15 protein-coding genes are annotated in these 18107 nt (G+C 56.6%); 5 read left to right on the top strand and 10 right to left on the bottom strand.

Features of this window, described 5'->3' with window-relative positions; translation table 11 throughout:
- Window positions 1-15: 15 nt before the first annotated feature.
- Both HHI26_RS01245 and HHI26_RS01240 read right to left on the bottom strand, forming a co-directional pair.
- Window positions 16-1287 (bottom strand): MFS transporter, encoded by a 1272-nt coding sequence (locus HHI26_RS01245; protein WP_171148426.1) that lies wholly within the window; start codon window positions 1285-1287, stop codon window positions 16-18.
- Window positions 1284-2708, bottom strand: a complete 1425-nt coding sequence (locus tag HHI26_RS01240) for a M20 family metallopeptidase (RefSeq protein ID WP_171148425.1) — start codon at window positions 2706-2708, stop codon at window positions 1284-1286. The genes HHI26_RS01245 and HHI26_RS01240 overlap by 4 nt, the downstream gene beginning before the upstream one ends.
- Window positions 2709-2868: 160 nt before the next feature.
- Between HHI26_RS01240 and HHI26_RS01235 the strand changes: the two genes are divergently transcribed.
- A complete protein-coding gene (locus HHI26_RS01235) occupies window positions 2869-3792 on the top strand; it encodes a LysR family transcriptional regulator (protein ID WP_171148424.1) in 924 nt (307 codons plus the stop codon).
- Window positions 3793-4379: 587 nt separating this feature from the next.
- On the opposite strand, the gene HHI26_RS01230 is transcribed toward HHI26_RS01235, so the two are convergent.
- Window positions 4380-5972 (bottom strand): ABC transporter substrate-binding protein, encoded by a 1593-nt coding sequence (locus HHI26_RS01230; RefSeq protein ID WP_133841949.1) that lies wholly within the window; start codon window positions 5970-5972, stop codon window positions 4380-4382.
- A gap of 127 nt (window positions 5973-6099) precedes the next feature.
- Here HHI26_RS01230 and pepT point away from each other — a divergent pair, with 127 nt between their 5' ends.
- Window positions 6100-7332 carry a peptidase T gene (gene pepT / locus HHI26_RS01225; protein WP_167863813.1) on the top strand — a complete coding sequence of 411 codons (1233 nt, stop codon included), beginning with the start codon at window positions 6100-6102 and terminating at the stop codon, window positions 7330-7332.
- Between the two features lie 391 nt (window positions 7333-7723).
- On the opposite strand, the gene HHI26_RS01220 is transcribed toward pepT, so the two are convergent.
- The 4 genes from HHI26_RS01220 to HHI26_RS01205 all read right to left on the bottom strand — a co-directional run bounded on the left by HHI26_RS01220 (window position 7724) and on the right by HHI26_RS01205 (window position 10897).
- The gene (locus tag HHI26_RS01220; RefSeq protein ID WP_171148423.1) at window positions 7724-8092 is read right to left on the bottom strand and encodes a VOC family protein; all 369 of its coding nucleotides are present in this window, start codon (window positions 8090-8092) and stop codon (window positions 7724-7726) included.
- Window positions 8093-8154: 62 nt separating this feature from the next.
- Entirely contained in the window at window positions 8155-8856 is a 702-nt protein-coding gene (locus HHI26_RS01215) for a YafY family protein (RefSeq protein ID WP_171148422.1), read from the bottom strand.
- A gap of 70 nt (window positions 8857-8926) precedes the next feature.
- Window positions 8927-9703 (bottom strand): transporter substrate-binding domain-containing protein, encoded by a 777-nt coding sequence (locus HHI26_RS01210; RefSeq protein ID WP_159336576.1) that lies wholly within the window; start codon window positions 9701-9703, stop codon window positions 8927-8929.
- Window positions 9704-9727: 24 nt separating this feature from the next.
- Window positions 9728-10897 carry a pyridoxal phosphate-dependent aminotransferase gene (locus tag HHI26_RS01205; RefSeq protein WP_171148421.1) on the bottom strand — a complete coding sequence of 390 codons (1170 nt, stop codon included), beginning with the start codon at window positions 10895-10897 and terminating at the stop codon, window positions 9728-9730.
- Window positions 10898-11029: 132 nt separating this feature from the next.
- Here HHI26_RS01205 and HHI26_RS01200 point away from each other — a divergent pair, with 132 nt between their 5' ends.
- Window positions 11030-11881 carry a LysR family transcriptional regulator gene (locus HHI26_RS01200; RefSeq protein WP_133841943.1) on the top strand — a complete coding sequence of 284 codons (852 nt, stop codon included), beginning with the start codon at window positions 11030-11032 and terminating at the stop codon, window positions 11879-11881.
- Here HHI26_RS01200 and HHI26_RS01195 read toward each other — a convergent pair.
- Both HHI26_RS01195 and HHI26_RS01190 read right to left on the bottom strand, forming a co-directional pair.
- Complete coding sequence (locus HHI26_RS01195) at window positions 11878-13530, bottom strand: methyl-accepting chemotaxis protein (protein ID WP_171148420.1); 1653 nt, start codon at window positions 13528-13530, stop codon at window positions 11878-11880. The genes HHI26_RS01200 and HHI26_RS01195 overlap by 4 nt on opposite strands.
- Window positions 13531-13764: 234 nt before the next feature.
- A complete protein-coding gene (locus tag HHI26_RS01190; RefSeq protein ID WP_171148419.1) occupies window positions 13765-15294 on the bottom strand; it encodes a carboxylesterase/lipase family protein in 1530 nt (509 codons plus the stop codon).
- Between the two features lie 165 nt (window positions 15295-15459).
- Between HHI26_RS01190 and HHI26_RS01185 the strand changes: the two genes are divergently transcribed.
- Both HHI26_RS01185 and HHI26_RS01180 read left to right on the top strand, forming a co-directional pair.
- Window positions 15460-15894: a DoxX family protein gene (locus HHI26_RS01185; RefSeq protein ID WP_159336720.1), complete on the top strand. Its 435-nt coding sequence runs from the start codon at window positions 15460-15462 to the stop codon at window positions 15892-15894.
- Between the two features lie 169 nt (window positions 15895-16063).
- Window positions 16064-16291: a hypothetical protein gene (locus HHI26_RS01180; protein WP_171148418.1), complete on the top strand. Its 228-nt coding sequence runs from the start codon at window positions 16064-16066 to the stop codon at window positions 16289-16291.
- A 221-nt stretch (window positions 16292-16512) separates the two neighbouring features.
- On the opposite strand, the gene HHI26_RS01175 is transcribed toward HHI26_RS01180, so the two are convergent.
- Entirely contained in the window at window positions 16513-17838 is a 1326-nt protein-coding gene (locus tag HHI26_RS01175; RefSeq protein ID WP_133841940.1) for an aromatic acid/H+ symport family MFS transporter, read from the bottom strand.
- Window positions 17839-18107 lie beyond the last annotated feature (269 nt).

Here is an 18107-nt window from a genome sequence, read left to right as displayed (position 1 = left end):
CGGCCCTTTTTCCGCTTAACGCCCTACCCGGTACTGACTTTTAAACAATGCCACCGCACTGAACACCGCCAGCAGCATCAGATAATAGCTCGGTGCCAGACTGGACCCCGTCATGCTAATCAACAGCGTACAAATCAGCGGGGCAAAACCACCAAACACCGTCACCGCAACGTTGTAGCTGATGGCCATGCCGCTTGCGCGGGTCGACATCGGGAACAGGTCAGCCATCATCGACGGCACGGTAGAGAAGTAGACCGATTTCAGTAAGGCCATCCAGCCAACCAGCAGGATCAACGTTGTCGGCGTGGTGTTATCTGCCACCATCTTAAAGGCAGGATAAATGGTCAGCGCCAGCAGAATAAGCGATCCCCACATCAGCGGCACGCGCCCCACTTTCTCGGCCCACAGCCCCATCAGCGGCGTGACCACCGTCAGAATAATCCCGGCGACCAGCGTGGCGGTAAAGGCCACTGAACCTGGCAGATGCAGCGTTTTCGTTGCATACGTTGGCACATAGTTCAGCATGTAGTTAACGCCCGTTGAGATCACCATCAGCCCGATGGCCAGCAGCAGCAATGTTTTCTGGCGCCCCATCAGGTCCTTCAGCGGGGCATGTGATTTGGGCTGGGCAACAAAGCTGGCTGGCTCATGCACATGACGGCGAATATACAGACCCACCGGACCAATCAGCAGACCAAACGCGAACGGAATGCGCCATCCCCAGTCCTGGATCTGCGCCTCTGTCAGCCAGGCGGTCAGCCCCAGGCCAAACGCCGACGCCATCAGGGTACTGGCACCCTGGGTAGCAAACTGCCAGCTGGCGATAAATGCGCGACGTTCCGGGAAATGCTCCACCAGGAAAGCCGTCGAACTGCCGAATTCCCCACCGGCGGAGAAACCCTGAATCAGACGCGCCAGCAGGATCATGATCGGTGCCAGCAGGCCAATGCTTTCATATGACGGCATCACGGTAATCATCAGACCACCCAACATCATCAGGGTGATCGACATCAGCAACGCTTTTTTACGTCCGACTCTGTCCGCATACGCCCCCAGCACAACGGCCCCCAGAGGACGGATCAGGAACGCGACACCAAAGCTGCCGAAGGTCAGCAGCATGGAGACTGAGGCGTCCTCCGTCGGGAAAAAGGCGTGGGAAATATAGTTGGCAAAAAAACCGTATACCGCGATATCAAACCACTCCAGCGCGTTACCGACGCAGGTGGCAAACAGGGTTTTATACAGGTTCGGTGTGACCGCCTGTTGTTGCTGTACGATAGTGCTCACTGGCCTTCCCCCTGTGCGCGATGCGCACGATGACGGGCCAGCAACGTGCCGCCCTGTTCGCCTAAATCCCAGAACAGCCGGGTCATGATTTGTAATCCTTCGCGGGCAATGGATTTCAGCATATGTTCATCCACCGCATGCTGGCCGCAGGCCGGATAGGAGTGCGGGATCCACAACGTCGGTAATCCCAGCGCGTGGGCGAAGACATCATTCGGCAGTGAACCGCCAAGATTCGGCAGCAGCGCCGGTTTTTTGCCACTGGTGTTGGCAATCACCTCCAGTGCCCAGTCCACCAGCGGGTCGCTCGGGTCAAGACGTGTCGCCGGGGAACCGCGCAGCACCTCCACCGTCACCTGCGGAAAACCGTGCGCATCCAGATGGTTGCGCAGATGCGTGGCAATATTTTGCCAGTCGGTGTCCACCACAAAACGCAGCTGGCAGACGGCGGTCGCTTTGCCGGGAATGGCATTCATTGGTCGTGCCGGATTTCCGGCGAGGAATGAGAGTACCTCAAGAGTGTTCCAGCCATAGAGGCGCTCTGTTGGCGTCAGACCGGCTTCGCCCCAGTTCGGGTCAATCTGCGGGCCATTTTCATCGCCCACTTCAATGTCGCTGAGGATCGCTTTCACCGCCGCGCTGATCGCGGGCGGCTTCAGCGCTGACACCTGCAACTGGCCGTGCTGATTGACCAGGCAGGCCAGCGCACTGGCCAGTTGGGTGCCGGGGTTGGTCAGCAGGCCGCCCCAGTTGCCTGAGTGGTAGTCACGGTCGCGGGCCTGAATGCTGAGGCGGAAGTTCACCGCTCCCCGTGAGCCAAGGAACAGCGTGGGACGCACGGCGTTCAGGCGCGGGCCATCGGAGGCGATAAAGATATCGGCTTTCAACTGCTCGCCGTGGCGCTGGCAAAGCTCCATCAGGCCTGGGGAGCTGATCTCTTCGCCCATTTCAAACAGGAATTTACAGTTAAAGCCCAGCGTGCCGCCGCGCGCGGCTGCAACCTGCTCCAGCGCGGCGATATTCACCGAGTGCTGGCCTTTATTATCCGCGCTGCCACGTCCGTACCAGCGGTCGCCCTCTTCCACCAGTTCCCAGGGCGTCAGGCCGCTGCGCCAGTTTTCATCATCACCAAACACCACATCACCGTGGCCGTAGCAGAGCACGGTCGGCAGTTCCGGGTCTTCTATGCGGGTTGCCAACAGGAAAGGCCGTAACGGTGCCTGCGGGTTCGCCAGCTGTTCCGTGGTGAAGCCCAGCGCCTGCATCACTGGCGCCATCTCTTCATCAAGATAGCGCTGGATCACCTCATCGCGATCGTCACGCTGGCTTTCGCTGCGCAGGGCGACGCGGCGTGCCAGCACCTGTTTGAATTTGCCACTGTCAAAGTACGCCGTGGCCTGCGCTACCGCCTGTTCACCTGTCATATGTCGGTCCGTTTTTATTGTGTTTACTTTTTGTGTTTGCCCCTCCGTTTTAAGCTAGAATCGCTCTTTGCCACAATCATCAAATAATCAAGTTAGCGTTGCTTTAAAAGCAATGCTGTTCTGCACGATCAGTGAACATGCACCATAACGAGGCAGCCCGATGCACAGCAGTGAAATTCGCTATTTTCTTGCCGTCGCCAACAGTGGATCGCTGAGTGCCGCCAGTCAGCAGCTGTTTGTTGCCGTGTCGGCAATCAGCCGCCAGATCCAGCGTCTGGAGGCGCGGGTCGGCGCTCCGCTGTTTGAACGGCATGCACGGGGCATGGTGCTGAATGATGCCGGGCAGATTTTCGAAAACCACGTGCGCAAGAGCATGATGGATATGGAACATGCCATCGCCGAGATCAAAGGACTGAAAGCCATTCGCCGCACCGCGCTGCGGGTGGCCTGCACCGACGGCATGGCGTTCAGCCTGCTGCCTGTGCTGTGCACCCAGTTTCGTCAGTTGCATCCCGGCGTCAGTTTTCATCTGACGGTCGCCAGTGCCCTGGAGGTGGCCGAAATCATGCGGCGTGGCGAATGTGACGTGGCGTTTCAGTTCAGTCTTCACCCGGAACGCGGCGTGGAGGTGGTGGCCGCCTGGCCCGCCCCGGTGTTGCTGGTGATGCATGAAAGTCACCCGCTGGCGCAACAGCAGATACAGCTCAGTGACCTGATGGCGTACCCGCTGGCATTACCGGATGCGGGAACCACGGTACGCCAGCTGTTTGACCTCTCCTGCCGTATGAGCGGGACGTTTGTTGAACCTGTGCTGACCTGCAATAACTTCAGCACGCTGTATACGTTCCTGTTACAGACCCCTACGGCAATCACCATTTGCAGCCAGTTCACGGTGATGTACCAGGCGGTTGAACACGGATTGATGCTGAAATCAGTGGGTGCTGAGCAGCTCAGCCAGCGCTCATTGCAGGTACAGACCGCGATTGGCCGTAAACCGGGGACGGCGCTGACGCTGTTTCTGGAGTTTGTGCGCGGTGAGTTGAAGCAGAAGGATGAGAGTATCCGGGCGGCGTTTGATTTTTAGGGGGTATGGGGTGACCGGAAACAGGGTCGCACCCTGAGGGCTTCCCAGTCATTTTTGTCGCTGACAGTTTAGCTTCAGGTCCGGGGCCAGTTTGAGCACGCCGGATCGGCAACGGCCGCATCCCTGCGCGCCTCGGCACGCGGCGTCCCTGCCGCGTGACGTCCGGCTTACCTCAAACTGGCCCCATCCCCGCAAAAACTGTGCTCGCTGTGGGTTTTAAAATAGCGACAACATGATAATTTCTGTGGATTAATTTGAATTTGGTTTTGACCTGGGTTTTGACGTTGAGGCGGCATTCAGCAGCGCTGAGGAAGCGCAGTGAACCAGGACGAACCGCCAGGACGGCGGTGAGAGGGAGAGCCGGCACAGGGAGGTGCCGTCACGACCGTTCCGTCGGTGAGCGGCGCTTGCGAAGGCACCCGCTGAAAGCGGGCGATGCGCCTGCCGCAAAGCCCGGGTCCCCAGGGCGGCGGCGACTGGCCGCCCTGGGTCGCTCAGCCCGCGCAGCGGGTAAGCGAAACGCCCTTGACGTTGACGTTGACCTTGACGTTGACCTGGACAATCGCGCAGATCAGCATCACTGCGTTTTATTTCACATCCACCTGATAGAAGATGTGTTTGCCAAACGGGTCCACTTCATAACCCGTCACTTCTTTGCGTACCGGTTCAAAGATGGTCGAGTGGGCAATCATCACCGCTGGCGCCTGATCGTGCATAATCTGCTGCGCTTCGCGGTACATCACTACCCGCTTGTCGTGATCCTGTTCGGCACGCGCCTTGGTAATCAGCTGATCAAACGGCGCATAGCACCACTTCGCTGAGTTGGAACCGCCGTTGGCAGAGGTGCAGCTGAACAGCGGGCCGAAGAAGTTATCCGGGTCGCCCGTTGCCGTGGTCCAGCCCATCAGTGCCGCCTGATGTTCGCCGTTTTTCACCCTTGAGAGATATTCGCCCCACTCAAAGCTGACGATATTGGCTTTGATGCCGACCTTCGCCCAGTCCGCCTGGATCATCTCCGCCATACGCCGTGCATTCGGGTTGTAAGGCCGCTGAACCGGCATCGCCCACAGGTCAATGGTGGTACCCGGTGCAATGCCCGCCTCTTTCAGCAAAGCCTTCGCCTGATCTGGCGCATAGTCGTAATCTTTCAGATCTTTATCCGCGCTCCATACGCCCGGCGGCAGCAGGTTTTTTGCTGCGGTGCCCGTCCCCTGGAATACCGCCTCGATAATCGCAGATTTGTTAATCGCCATGCTGAGTGCCTGACGCACTTTGACATTATCCAGCGGGGCTTTTTGCGTATTGAACGCGAGGAATCCGGTGTTCAGCCCTGCTTTTTGCATCATGGTGATATTCGGGTTTTCCTCCAGGCGCTTCAGATCGGCCGGATTCGGGAACGGCATCACCTGACACTCGTTTTTCTCCAGCTTGGCCGCGCGCACTGAGGCATCCGGCGTAATGGTGAAGATTAGACGGTCCAGCTTCGCCTTACCCTGCCAGTATTGCGGGAACGCACGGTACAGGATGCGCGAATCTTTCTGGTACTGCGCCAGTTCAAAGGGCCCGGTGCCGATCGGCTCACGATCCACTTTTTCCGGCGTGCCCGCTTTCAGCATCGCATCAGCATATTCAGCCGAGAGAATCGAGGCAAAGTACCAGCCGAGATCGGCGAGGAATGGCGCCTCCGCATGAGCAAGCGTAAAGCGCACGGTGTGATCGTCAATCTTATCGATGCCTTTCAGCAAGGTGCCGAACTCCAGGCTTTCGAAGTTGGTGTAACTGCCGTTAGACACCTTGTGATAAGGGTTGGCGGGATCTTTCTGGCGCATAAACGAGAAGATGACATCGTCGGCGTTAAAATCACGCGTTGGTTTGTAGTTTTTATTACTATGGAATTTCACGCCCTTACGCAGATGGAAGGTGTAAACCGTGCCGTCCGGGCTGATATCCCAGCTTTCGGCCAGCGAGGGGATCAACTGGGTGGTGCCGGGGGTAAAATCAACAAGCCGGTTATAAATCGGCACCGCGCTGGCATCCACGCTGGTGCCTGAGGTGTACAGCTGCGGGTTAAAGTTTTCTGGCGATCCCTCAGAGCAGAACACCAGCGTTTTTGCCGAAACCGCTGAAGTGACGGTCAGCGCCAGAGCCGCCAGAACCGTGCGTAATACCGCTTTCTTCATCTCCATCCTCGCTTTTTATTTGACATTATCAGGGGGTGGTGCGTAAACCTGTAAATAACCTGTTCATGAATAACATGATTTTGCACATTACCGAAATCATACCGCTCGAGACAAATAAGGAAAGCTTATGACTGATTTACTGGCACGTCAGCTGACTCAACGTTTTTACCGCTATCTGGCGGTCACCAGCCAGAGTGACGCCGCGTCCACCGTGCTGCCCAGCACGCCTGAACAACATGATATGGCACGGCTGCTGGCGGATGAACTGCGTCAGCTGGGGTTACACAACGTGGTGATTGATGAATTCGCCACCGTGACCGCCGTGAAACCCGGTAATCGCCCTGGCGCCCCGCGCATCGGTTTTATTACGCATATTGATACCGTGGATGTCGGCCTCTCGCCGCATATTCACCCGCAGACCCTGCGCTTCGAGGGCGAAGATCTGTGCCTGAATGCAGAACAGGATATCTGGCTGCGCCAGGCGCAACACCCGGAGATCGCCGCTTATCACGGGCAGGACATTATTTTCAGCGATGGTACCAGCGTGCTGGGTGCCGACAATAAAGCCGCCGTGACGGTGGTGATGACGCTGATGGAAAACCTGAACGATGCGCAGCCGCACGGCGATATTGTGGTGGCGTTTGTGCCGGATGAAGAGATCGGCCTGCGCGGCGCGAAAGCACTGGATCTGAAGACGCGCTTTGATGTGGACTTTGCTTATACCATCGACTGCTGCGAACTGGGCGAAGTGGTGTATGAGAACTTCAATGCCGCCGCCGCTGAGATCATCCTGACGGGCGTTACCGCCCACCCGATGTCAGGCAAAGGCGTACTGGTGAACCCGCTGCTGATGGCCTGGGACTTTATCGGCCACTTTGATCGCCAGCAGACGCCGGAACATACTGCCGGACGTGAAGGTTACACCTGGTTTAATGATATGCAGGCCAACGCCAGCGAAACGCGCCTGAAGGCCTCGATTCGTGATTTCGATCTGGCAAGCTTTGAGCAACGTAAACAGCAGATGCATCAGGTGGCGGAAATCATTCGCCAGGCGTATCCAACGGGCAAGGTGGAGGTCAGTATTTCGGATACCTACAGCAATATCAGCAACGCGATTGGCGCCGATAAGCGCCCGATTGACCTGATTTTTGCCGCGATGAAACAGCTGGATATTGAACCGAAGGTGATCCCGATGCGCGGCGGCACGGATGGTGCAGCGCTGTCTGCAAAAGGGTTATTAACGCCGAACTTCTTTACTGGCGCGCATAATTTCCACTCAAAGTTTGAGTTCCTGCCGATCCCGTCCTTTGTGAAGTCTTACCAGCTGGCTGAGAAAATCTGCCTGCTGGCAGCGGAGTAATTTCTAGTGGGCTTACCGGGAAATACGACCTTCCGTGGGGCTGAAGGATCACCTTGTTTTTTGTGGCTGACAGTTTGGCTTCAGGTCTGAGGCCAGTTTGAGCACGCCGGATCGGCAAAGTCCGCATCCCTGCGGGCCTCGGCACGCGACGTCCTGTCGCGTGACGTCCGGCTTACCTCAAACTGGCCCCATCCCCGCAGCACCGTTGCACGCTGTCGGTTTTAAAACCGGCAACCCGATGTGCCGTCAACAACCGGTGCGTCGGTGAACGAAGCTGACGAAGGGATTCGCTGCAAGTGTACGATGTGCCTGACGCAAGCCCTCGACCGCTCAGCCCACTTCGGGTGAAAGCGAAACACCCTTGACGTTGACCTGCACCCGCGAGTACGCCTCACTCCTCATAAACATACACACGCAGACGATGCCCGTCCGGGTCACAGGCGGTAAAGGTATACCCGAAATCCAGCGTTGCTGGCGGGTCGAGGATCTCAACGCCCCACGCCTGCCATTGGCTGAAGAGACTATCCACTTCGTCACGACTCTCTGCGGTAAACACAATCTCCGACTGGCTGGCTCCGGCACTCACCGGCGGCATCACCCCGGAGGCTATCCACAGCCCGAGACGACCGCAGGAAGGCAGGATAAACATCGCAAAGGTGGGTGAAAATTCGACGGCATCAACGTTCAGTATCCGCTGGTAAAAAGCGGCGCTGTTAGCCGGGCTGGCAACATACAGAATGGTGAAATCAAGTGCTTTCATTTGGGGTTTCCCGTTTAGTGACTGGACGGGAACAGACTAGGCGATGCGACTGACAGTTTTTGTCAGTAGCCAAATCCCTGAGCAGAAATATTATGGCGTTCCCGCCACGCTTTCATCAGCTGTGTGCGGGCGTGTGGATACCGCTGCGCGGTGACCTGCAGGTGGGTGAAACGATCAAGGCGAAAATGGCGGTAATCATCGCGTGTTTCGCACCAGGCCACGAGCACCTGCACAGAGTCAAAAAAACCAATCGCAATGGGCCAGACTCTGCGCCGGGAGCTAACGTCTTTCAGATCAAGGTAGTCGATTTCTATGATGTTCTGGCGGCTGATAGCCTGACGTAATGCGCCAACATCAATACTGATAGCCAACTCCGCCTTCGCCGGGCCGACCATCAGCGGCGATAACTCCAGCTGCGAACGCAGTTCGGGTGGCAAAACGTCGGCAATCTTGCTTAATGCAGAGTGCGCCGCTGCGGCGAGTTCGTTATCGGTCCGGCGCGCAACCCAACGGGAACCGAGTACCAGCGCCGCAATTTCCGCGGTGTTAAACATTAACGGCGGCAGGGTAAAGCCGGGTCTTAATACATAGCCCAATCCGGGTTCACCCACGATATCCGCCCCTTGTTGCTGCAAAGTGGCAATATCACGGTAAAGCGTTCGCGTACTGACACGCAATTCGCTGGCAAGTTGTTCAGCCGTAATGGGGAAACGGTGGTTACGCAAAAGTTGCAGCAGATCGAGCAGACGTTGAGCACGTGACATAGTGGTTATCGGCGGTTCGGGGAGGATGTCAGGGACGGCCAGCAGGGCTGGCCGCCGGAGTGGCGTAACGTTATTTCACTGCCACATCAATACCTGGGAAGAACTTCGCGGCCAGTTTGGTGACGGTGCCGTCGTTCTGCACTTTCACAATCGCGGCATCCAGCGCTTCTTTCAATTTGGCATCGTCTTTACGCAGACCAAAACCAATGCCGACGCCCAGTACTACCTGATCTTCCACGGCCTTACCGGCAAAGCTAAATTCTTTACCCTGCGGTTTTTCCAGGAAGCCAGACTGCCCGGCAGCCGACATCACCAGCGTACCGTCAAGGCGGCCCGCGACCATGTCGTTGTAAACCTGGTTCTGATCCTGGTAAGGCGTCACAGTCACACCCTGTGGCTCCCAGTGCTTCTTGGCGAAGGTTTCCTGAACGGAGCCCTGCAGCACACCAATGCTCTTGCCTTTCAGGCTGTCAACGGTTGGCAGCAGGCCGGAGCCGGTTTTCGCAATCAGCATGCTCGGGATACGGTAAATAGGATTGGTGAAACCGATGCTTTTCATACGCGCTTCGGTGATGTTCATCGCCGAGTTGATGGCATCGAATTTCTTCGCGGCCAGCGCCGGGATCAGGGCATCAAAACTGCTTTCCACCCAGCTGCATTTGAAATTTCCCACCTGGCAAATCGCTTTGCCCAGTTCGATATCAAACCCTTCCAGCTCGCCTGAGGCGTTGCGGCTTTCAAACGGTGGGTACTGTGACTCCAGACCGTAACGCAGTGTGTCCTGCGCCAGCGCTGACATGGACGTCAGCAACCCTACTGCCACAAACAACGCATTCAGTTTTTTCATTCATTTACCCTCAGAGTGGTGCTGTTAGCGAGGCTTGACCTGACAGAGTGCGCGCGCGCCCGCCTGCAAGGTGGCTTCGTCTTTTGCGAAAGAAAGACGGATTAATTTATTGTCGGTGCCATCGGTATAAAACGCCGACAGCGGAATGGTGGCCACACCGTGATCAACAATCAAACGTTTTACCATTTCACTGTCAGTCTCGTCACTGAAATCTGCATAACTGGCTAACATAAAGAACGATCCGGCCGAAGGCAGCAGCGTAAACGGTGAATCTTTCAGCAGGCTGGCCAGCGTATCGCGTTTACGCTGGTAAAATTCCCCCAGGCCCAGATAGTTAGCGGGCTGATGCAGATAGTCGGCAAACGCCACCTGCATGGGGGTGTCGGCGGAGAACATCATAAACTGATGCACTTTGACCACTTCATCCATCAACTCAGCCGGGGCCAGCAGATAACCGACGCGCCAGCCGGTCACATGGAAGGTTTTTCCAAAGGATGAAACAATCACACTGCGCTGCGCCAGCTCAGAGTGGGTTGCCATTCCGTGGTGTTGACGGCCATCAAACAGAATATGCTCATAGACTTCATCCGACAGCACCACGATATCCGTGTTGCGGGTCAGTAATGCCAGACGGTCAAGATCGTCACGGCTGAGGACCTGTGAACTCGGGTTATGCGGGGTATTGATAATGATCATGCGCGTTTTCGGCGTGATCGCCGCACTGACTTCCTCCCAGTTGATGGCGAAATCAGGTACCTGTAATTTCAGGCCGATGGGCGTTGCACCTTGCAGACGCACAATAGGCGCATAGCTGTCGAACGCTGGTTCGAAGAAAATCACTTCATCACCCGGATGAACCAACCCGGCAATGGCCGAGTAGAGCCCTTCGCTGGCGCTGGCGGTGATCAGCACTTCGCTGGCAACGTCATACTTCTGGCCGTACAGCGTTTCAACTTTGTTTGCCAGCACCTCACGCAGCGCGGCCAGGCCGGTCATCGGGGCGTACTGGTTATGACCCTGCTGCATGGCGCGGGTCACACCGTTCACCAACTGAGGATCACACGGGAAGTTAGGGGCGCCCTGCGACAGGTTAATCGCGTTGTACTGTGCAGAGAGCTGGCCGATCACCGAAAAAATCGTGGTACCGACATCGGGTAATTTAGAACGTTGCTGCACCGAAGAGGTGATGGTCATGGAAGCTCCAGGTCAGGACATTAGCCAAACAGGGTAAAATTCGTTAGCCCTATTCAACGCGGCGGCACTTGAGGCGACAAGCGAATTGTTGTCATAATAGCCATGACGTTTAATCATAGCTCAGAGAACCCCATGCCTCAGCGCCCGCTGCCGTTAAATGCCATCCATGCTTTTATTGTGACCGCCCGTCATCTCAATCTGACGCGTGCCGCCAGCGAACTCTGTATTACCCAGGGTGCCGTGAGCCGTAAAATTGCCGCGCTGGAAGCCTGGCTGGGTTTTGCGCTATTTGACCGCCATGCACGCGGTCTGACGCTGACCCCGCAGGGCGCCAGCCTGCTGCCCGCGCTGCAAAGTGGCTATCAGCAGATGCACGAAGCGGCGCAACAGGCCAGCAGGCAGAATGCGATGATCCGTCTGAAAGCCCCGACCTGCGCGATGCGCTGGCTGGTGCCAAAGCTGGTGGCGCTGGAGAAAGCACGCCCGGAACTGCACGTCTCCCTGACCACGACCGTGGATCACAGCAGCCAGCTGGATAACTTTGATGCGGCCATTCTGTATGGCAGCAGCCCGCGCAACAGCGTGTTGTTGTTTGAAGAGGCGCTGACACCGGTCATGGCCGCCTCCCTGCTCCCCGACGGGCCTGCGACAGCGACATCCCTGGCAGACATGACGTTTTTGCATCCCACTGCCGACAACCGCGACTGGCAACTGTGGTTACAGGCACAGCAACAGCCGCTGGCGATGAAACGGAATCAGCATTTTTCGACGATGGATTTAGCGATTAGCGCAGCCATTCAGGGGTTTGGCGTGACCGTGGCCGATGTCACACTGATAGCGGAAGATCTCACGATGCAGCGCCTGGTCGCGCCCTTTGCGGGCAGTGTAAAAACGGGCGCGGTCTACAGCCTGATCCGTCGCCCGCCTTCAGTATCGCCACCGCTGCTGGATGAGCTGGTGGCGTGGTTATGTGAACAGCCTTAGAAAGACACCCACTCGTCAGCAGAGGCGGCGCGGGTTTTTGGCGCACCCAGGGCTTTCAGCGGGCTTTTCAACGCTGCCGGTGCAGCGGCAGAATGACTGGCAGGGGCACTGTTGGCGGAAAGGCGGAACTTCGACACCGACCGCGTCAGCTCTTCCGTCTGGCGCTCCAGCGCGCTGGCTGCCGCAGAAACCTGTTCAACCAGCGAGGCGTTCTGCTGGGTGACGCTGTCCATTTCTGAAATCGCGGTGCCCACCTGAGAAATGCCTTTGCTCTGCTCTTCGGAAGCTGACGCGATCTGCTTCATGATTTCGGTAACTTCAGCCACCGATGTCAGGATGTCGCCCATCGTGCTTCCGGCTTCACCGACCAGTTTTGAACCGGTATCGACGCGGGAAACAGAGTCCGCAATCAGCGTTTCGATCTCTTTCGCTGCACCGGCACTACGCTGTGCCAGGTTGCGCACTTCGCTGGCCACCACGGCAAAACCACGCCCCTGCTCTCCGGCGCGGGCGGCTTCTACCGCTGCATTCAGTGCAAGGATATTGGTCTGGAAGGCAATGCTGTTAATGACCGTGGTAATTTCGGCAATTTTCTTCGAGCTGCCGGCAATGCCCTGCATGGTGTTAACCACTTCATTGACCAGCTTGCCGCCTTTGCTGGCCGTTACAGAGGCAGTATCCGCCAGTGAGCTGGCCTGACGCGCGTTGTCGGCATTGAATTTCACCGTGGCGGTCAGTTGCTCCATGCTCGCTGCCGTCTGCTCCAGCGCCGAGGCCTGTTCTTCTGTTCGCGAGGAGAGATCATTGTTGCCGGAGGAGATTTCTGCCGCTCCGCGATGGATATTTTCCGTACCGCTGCGAATAGCGCTGACGGCGTCACGCAGGCTGTCCTGCATCGCCCGCAGCAGTGGCACCAGCTTGCCAACACAGTTACGGCCAAAGTCGTTGACCGGTTGGGTCAGATCCCCTTCGGCAATCACCCGGAAGTGTTCGCGGATGGTGTCCAGTGGGCGTACCAGCATCACCACCAGATAGCGGTCGGTAAACACCAGGATCAGCAATCCGGCAATCACCGCCAGTACCAGCACGGTTTTGGTGACGTGGGTCAGATGGTCGACCGTAACACGAGTCGCATCGAGTTTAGCCGCCGCCGCCACGTTGAATTTCTCCACGCTGGCGCCAAAATCACGGCTCAGGGCTGGCGTAATGCTGGCGGCATGGCGACGGTAGTCATCCGGTGAGCCCTGCTGCGCCAGTCGGACCTGCGGTTTAACACCGTCATCCAACAGTTTCTGCCAGCTGGCAATGGCGCCGGAAGCGTACTGCTGATCCAGCGGGCCCGGCGACTGTTGTTTGAACTCAGCCAAAAGCGTGGTCATGTTATCCAGTGCTTTCTGCACCGACGCCATGTCTTCCGGTTTTTTGGAATCTATTGCACGCGTTAAACGGGTGATCACGCGGAAATACTGATCGTTACCTTTGCTTAAGGTGCTCATCTGACCGACCAGATGGCGATCGACGGCATTGCCGTCACTCAGTTGATCCAGTGAATACACGCTGTACGTACCGACAGCGCCCCAGAGCAGGCAGAAAAAGCCTAAGATCCACAGCAAAACTGCGCGGATGGTATAATTTTTTAATAATTTCATAATGACTCCGTGACCTGGTGATACCGATAAAAGTGTTGTTATCTAGGGCTATCAGGCAAGTTATCGGCACGGAGACTTTAAAAAATTAAGAAATTAACACGATTTATATTGCTGCGTTTTATTCCTCATACTTTCCATGGTAAATCATAAGTTATTGCTATGATGCCGTTTTCTGACGATTTAGGTCATTTAAAATACAGCAGTAAAAATTAACTATCCCCTGAGCAACCCTAATTAATCGTGTCTGAGATGGACAAATGCCCGCATCAGCAGACGAAACACCTGCATTCTGCGTCGCATAAAGCGTTTTTCAGGGGCAATACAGGCCAGGCCGTGACGACCAAAGCGTAGCGTGATGTCACTCCAGGGATGCCAGGCGGGCCAGTCGGTTTCCCCGTTTATCTGATGCGAGAATACCGTCGCATCGCGGGCAAAACGCAGCCAGTATTCGCTGACACGTTGGGAAAAATCATGGTCTCCCTCAGTGAAAGATCGTGCGGTGTCAACGGGATCTAACTGGCCCAGCGTGTTGAGGACGTACGGAATTTCATTGCCATGCCAGGTGCCATGAGGATAGAGATCATGCGCGTTTTCAGAGACATAATCAAAATAGTAGCGCCAGCCCGGCACACCAGCACGGTGCTGCGCCAGGGCGACAATGTACCCCTGCGTGGTGAAGGTCATGTCACGAGCCACCTGCCTGCCGAGTTCGCCATCATCCCAGACGTCCGGGTACAGCAGCTTGATCAGTCGGAGCGCCAGCGGATGCTTGCGGCGCATATCGGCAATCACCTTAGCCGCATCCACACCAAAATAAGCCAGTACGCTGGCTTCATCACTGTTGCTGCCAATCATCAACGGCAGGCGCTGCTGTCTGGCTGCGGCAAACACGCTGAGCATCGGCTGCGGCAGCACGCGGTCGCCGTGAATCGCCACCGGCCCGATGTTTAGCGCGCGATCCAGCGGCCAGAATGATTCAGCGGGTAAGGCACGTAGCTGTTCCGCGCTGGCATCAGGGAGATTAAAATGACTTGCCAGCGCCTGCCCTTTTTTGAGTGCCTCTGCACGTGACACATCCGGTACACCGTAGGCACTCTGGACAATGCCTTTATGGAATAACCCCTCGGCCAGCGGTGAGGCAAACAGCGAGAGTACGCTGCGGGCACCGGAGGACTCCCCCATCAGCGTGACGTTTTTCGGGTTTCCACCAAAGGCACGGATATTGCGCTGCACCCACTGCAAGGCGGCAATCTGATCGAGTAAGGCGAAGTTATTGACCACTTCACCGTCGGCATATTCGCGGTCCAGCGCCGGGTGAGCAAAAAAGCCCAGTTGGCCCAGGCGATAGTTTATCGTCACGATCACCGCACCACGCTGCGCCAGCGGTTCCCCCAGATACGGGGTTAATCCACCGGAGCCGACGGCGTAGCCGCCACCGTGAATCCACACCATGACCGGCAGCGGTGTTGCCGGGGCGATATCCGGGGTCCAGACATTGAGGTACAGGCAGTCTTCATGAAAATGGCCGGGATCGCCGCCGCCTACCGCCAGGCAATACTCCCGGCTCTGCCAGCTGGCCGGTCCCCAGTCTGTGGCGTCTCTATCTCCCTGCCAGGCATTCAGTGGTTTCGGCGCTTTCCATCGCAGTTCGCCCACGGGCGGTGCCGCATAAGGGATCCCTTTGAAGACGAAAATCCCCTCTTCCACACTCCCACGCAGGCTGCCTTCCGCCGTCATAATCCGTAATGATCGTTCGTTTCTCATAGGTTTTTCCACATCATCTCTGGGTTAATTATTTGCAGACGAAGGGAGAAAGTCCATCACGGCTTTTGATTTGCAGATTATGCTGATATGACGCGTGTTTTACTCAGTGCGATGATCGACCCACCGCTTCATGCGCATGCCGCCTTTACCTTCAAGGATTACGTTATGTTTACCGCGATTAATAATGGATTTTCCCGTCTCAGCGATCACCCGGATTTGGGCAAGCTGGTTTTACGCGTTTCGCTCGGTGCACTGCTGCTGTTTCATGGTGTGTTTAAAGTGCAGCACGGCGTTGGCTGGATCGCCAGACTGCTTCATGCGCATGGCATCCCCGGCTTTGTGGCTTATGGCGCTTATCTTGGTGAGGTGGTGGCACCATTGATGATTATCATTGGCCTGATGACGCGTCCGGCGGCGTTCGTGATCGTCGTAAATCTGGCGGTGGCCACCCTGCTGGTGAAAACAGGCGCAGTGTGGGACCGCACTGGCGTGGGGGCCTGGGCACTGGAAGGGGAAGCGCTCTATTTCTTCGGCGCGCTGGCCGTGATGTTCCTGGGCGCGGGCCGTTTTACTGTGATCAGTAATAGTCAGTTGCAATAGTGTGCCTGGCGGGCTGGTGATCAGTTAATTTTCATGTTTTAAGGTCAAGGGCCAGGTCAAGGGCATTTCGCTTTCCCGCTACGCGGGCTGAGCGACCCAGGCTTGCGGCAGGCGCATCGCCCGCTAAAGCGGGTTCCCTCAGTCGATCGGTTTTCCCGCCGGACCGGGCGTGACGGGACATCCCTGTCCCGGCTCACCCTCTCGCCGACGTCCTGTCAGCTCGTCCTGGAAATCCGCCCTCCTTCGGCGAGGCTTAATTGCCGCTCAAAAGGTCAACGGCCGGGTCAAAATAAAAAGAAAAACCAATCAAACAGACCAGACACAAAAAGCCTTTTTGGTTTTATTTAATCTTTTAGATTTTGGTTTTGATGTTGAGGCGGCAATTAAGCTGCGCTGAGGAAGTGCCGTCACGAGTGGTCCGTCGGTGAACGGAACTGACGAAGGTACCCGTGAAACGGGCGCGGCGCCTGCCGCAAGCCCGGGGTCAAGGGGCGGCGGCGACTGGCCGCCCCTTGTCGCTTCGCCCGCGCAGCGGGAAAGCGAAACGCCCTTGACCTTAAGACGTTGACCTTAAGACCTTGACCTTAAGACCCTGGCCTTTCGGGTCGACCGCATACATCACGCCTCACGCTGATAACCATAACGGTATTTCGCCACCAGCATCAGAGTCGTCAGCACTGCCGGAATCGCCAGGAAAGAGAAAACATCCGTGATATTCCAGCCGAGCGACAGCATTTGTGCACCCGCGAACGCACTCAGGATGGCCCCGATACGCCCCACGCCGTGCATCCAACTGGAACCCGTGGCACGGGCATGGGTAGGATAGTAACTGGCTGACAGTGCATTCATGCCAGTATTCGCCCCGTTCAGACAAAAACCGCTGCAAAAGGCCACTGACCCCAGTACCCAGACATCCGCTGGCGCATAGCCAATGCACACCGTGGCAATTGAGCCAGTGAAATAGATCGCCGCCAACGCCAGATTGGCGTTAAAACGATCCATCATCCAGCCCGCAAACAACGACCCTACGGTGCCACCCGCCTGATACATCGCCGTAACCAGCGCCGCCTGCGTCACCGTCATACCGACATCCTTCACCAGCGACGGCAGCCAGGAACCAATCAGATAGACCAGAAACAGCCCCATAAAATAACTGCCCCATAGCATCATGCTGCCGAAGAAGTAACGGCGCGACAGCACCACTTTTACCGCACCTTCACTGGTGGCGGCTTCGCTGCGCGTGAAGATGCACGCTTCTCCTATACTGCCGGGATGCATCTTCTCAACGATTTGCCGGATCTGCGCCGCCGGGGCGTTACGGGTGATCATAAAACGCACGGATTCCGGCAGCCAGCGCAGCAGCAAGGGCACCATCAGCAGCGGCAGAATACCGCCCATCACCAGCACCGCATGCCAGCCTAAGTTCGGGATTAACCATGAGGCGGCGAACCCACCGCTGGCGGCACCAAAGGTAAAGCCGCAGAACACCACGGTGATGAGAAAGGCACGTTTTCGTTCGGGAGAGTATTCCGCTACCAGCGTGCCGACATTGGGCATGGCAGCGCCCAGCCCAAGCCCTGTGAGAAAGCGGAACAACATGATCTGGTCAAGGTTTTGCGAAAAGGCGGTGGCCAGCGTCCATAAGCCAAAGAAGAACACGCTGCAAATGATGATCACCCGGCGGCCAAAGCGATCGGCCAGCGGCCCGGCAAACATCGCGCCTAGCGCCAGCCCGATCAGCGCGGCACTGATGACGGCACCTAACTGATGGTTCGTCACTCCCCATGCGCTTTTCAACGCCGGGGCAATGAAACCCATCAGGGCAATATCCATACCATCCATTGCCACCACGGCAAAACTCAGGGCGATGATGCGTTTTTGATAACGACTCAACGACCCCTGATTAATCAACGTACGGATATCGATCGCTGCGGTACTGTCCACTTCGCGCTCCATAACAGGCCAGTGTTAACCCCGCCCGGATGACAACGTTGCAGAGGTTTACAGAAAAAGTGCCGGCTATCATAACGGATTGTTATGGAATTCTCCTGGGAAAATATGTCCGTTTTATCCTGAAATGTGACAGAAATGATCTCAATACGGTATTCAGGTATTCGCTCACTTTTTCAAAGGATTAATAATCTCTGCAATACCCTTTCGCTCTGTAGTCATACCAGAAGTAATGGATAACGTCGGAAAAGCGGTAAATGTTA

Source organism: Erwinia sp. JH02 (genome assembly GCF_013074405.1).
Lineage (GTDB): Bacteria > Pseudomonadota > Gammaproteobacteria > Enterobacterales > Enterobacteriaceae > Erwinia > Erwinia rhapontici.
Note: the sequence above shows the minus strand (reverse complement) of the source record. Positions and strands in the feature narration are given on the sequence as shown.

What these genes read in the sequence shown, in the direction of transcription:
- HHI26_RS01185 (WP_159336720.1), top strand. Translation starts at nt 15,460, where the DNA reads ATGTTTACCGCGATTAATAATGGATTTTCCCGTCTCAGCGATCACCCG.
- HHI26_RS01220 (WP_171148423.1), bottom strand. Translation starts at nt 8,092, where the DNA reads ATGAAAGCACTTGATTTCACCATTCTGTATGTTGCCAGCCCGGCTAAC.
- pepT (WP_167863813.1), top strand. Translation starts at nt 6,100, where the DNA reads ATGACTGATTTACTGGCACGTCAGCTGACTCAACGTTTTTACCGCTAT.
- HHI26_RS01235 (WP_171148424.1), top strand. Translation starts at nt 2,869, where the DNA reads ATGCACAGCAGTGAAATTCGCTATTTTCTTGCCGTCGCCAACAGTGGA.
- HHI26_RS01230 (WP_133841949.1), bottom strand. Translation starts at nt 5,972, where the DNA reads ATGAAGAAAGCGGTATTACGCACGGTTCTGGCGGCTCTGGCGCTGACC.
- HHI26_RS01190 (WP_171148419.1), bottom strand. Translation starts at nt 15,294, where the DNA reads ATGAGAAACGAACGATCATTACGGATTATGACGGCGGAAGGCAGCCTG.
- HHI26_RS01195 (WP_171148420.1), bottom strand. Translation starts at nt 13,530, where the DNA reads ATGAAATTATTAAAAAATTATACCATCCGCGCAGTTTTGCTGTGGATC.
- HHI26_RS01240 (WP_171148425.1), bottom strand. Translation starts at nt 2,708, where the DNA reads ATGACAGGTGAACAGGCGGTAGCGCAGGCCACGGCGTACTTTGACAGT.
- HHI26_RS01210 (WP_159336576.1), bottom strand. Translation starts at nt 9,703, where the DNA reads ATGAAAAAACTGAATGCGTTGTTTGTGGCAGTAGGGTTGCTGACGTCC.
- HHI26_RS01200 (WP_133841943.1), top strand. Translation starts at nt 11,030, where the DNA reads ATGCCTCAGCGCCCGCTGCCGTTAAATGCCATCCATGCTTTTATTGTG.
- HHI26_RS01215 (WP_171148422.1), bottom strand. Translation starts at nt 8,856, where the DNA reads ATGTCACGTGCTCAACGTCTGCTCGATCTGCTGCAACTTTTGCGTAAC.
- HHI26_RS01205 (WP_171148421.1), bottom strand. Translation starts at nt 10,897, where the DNA reads ATGACCATCACCTCTTCGGTGCAGCAACGTTCTAAATTACCCGATGTC.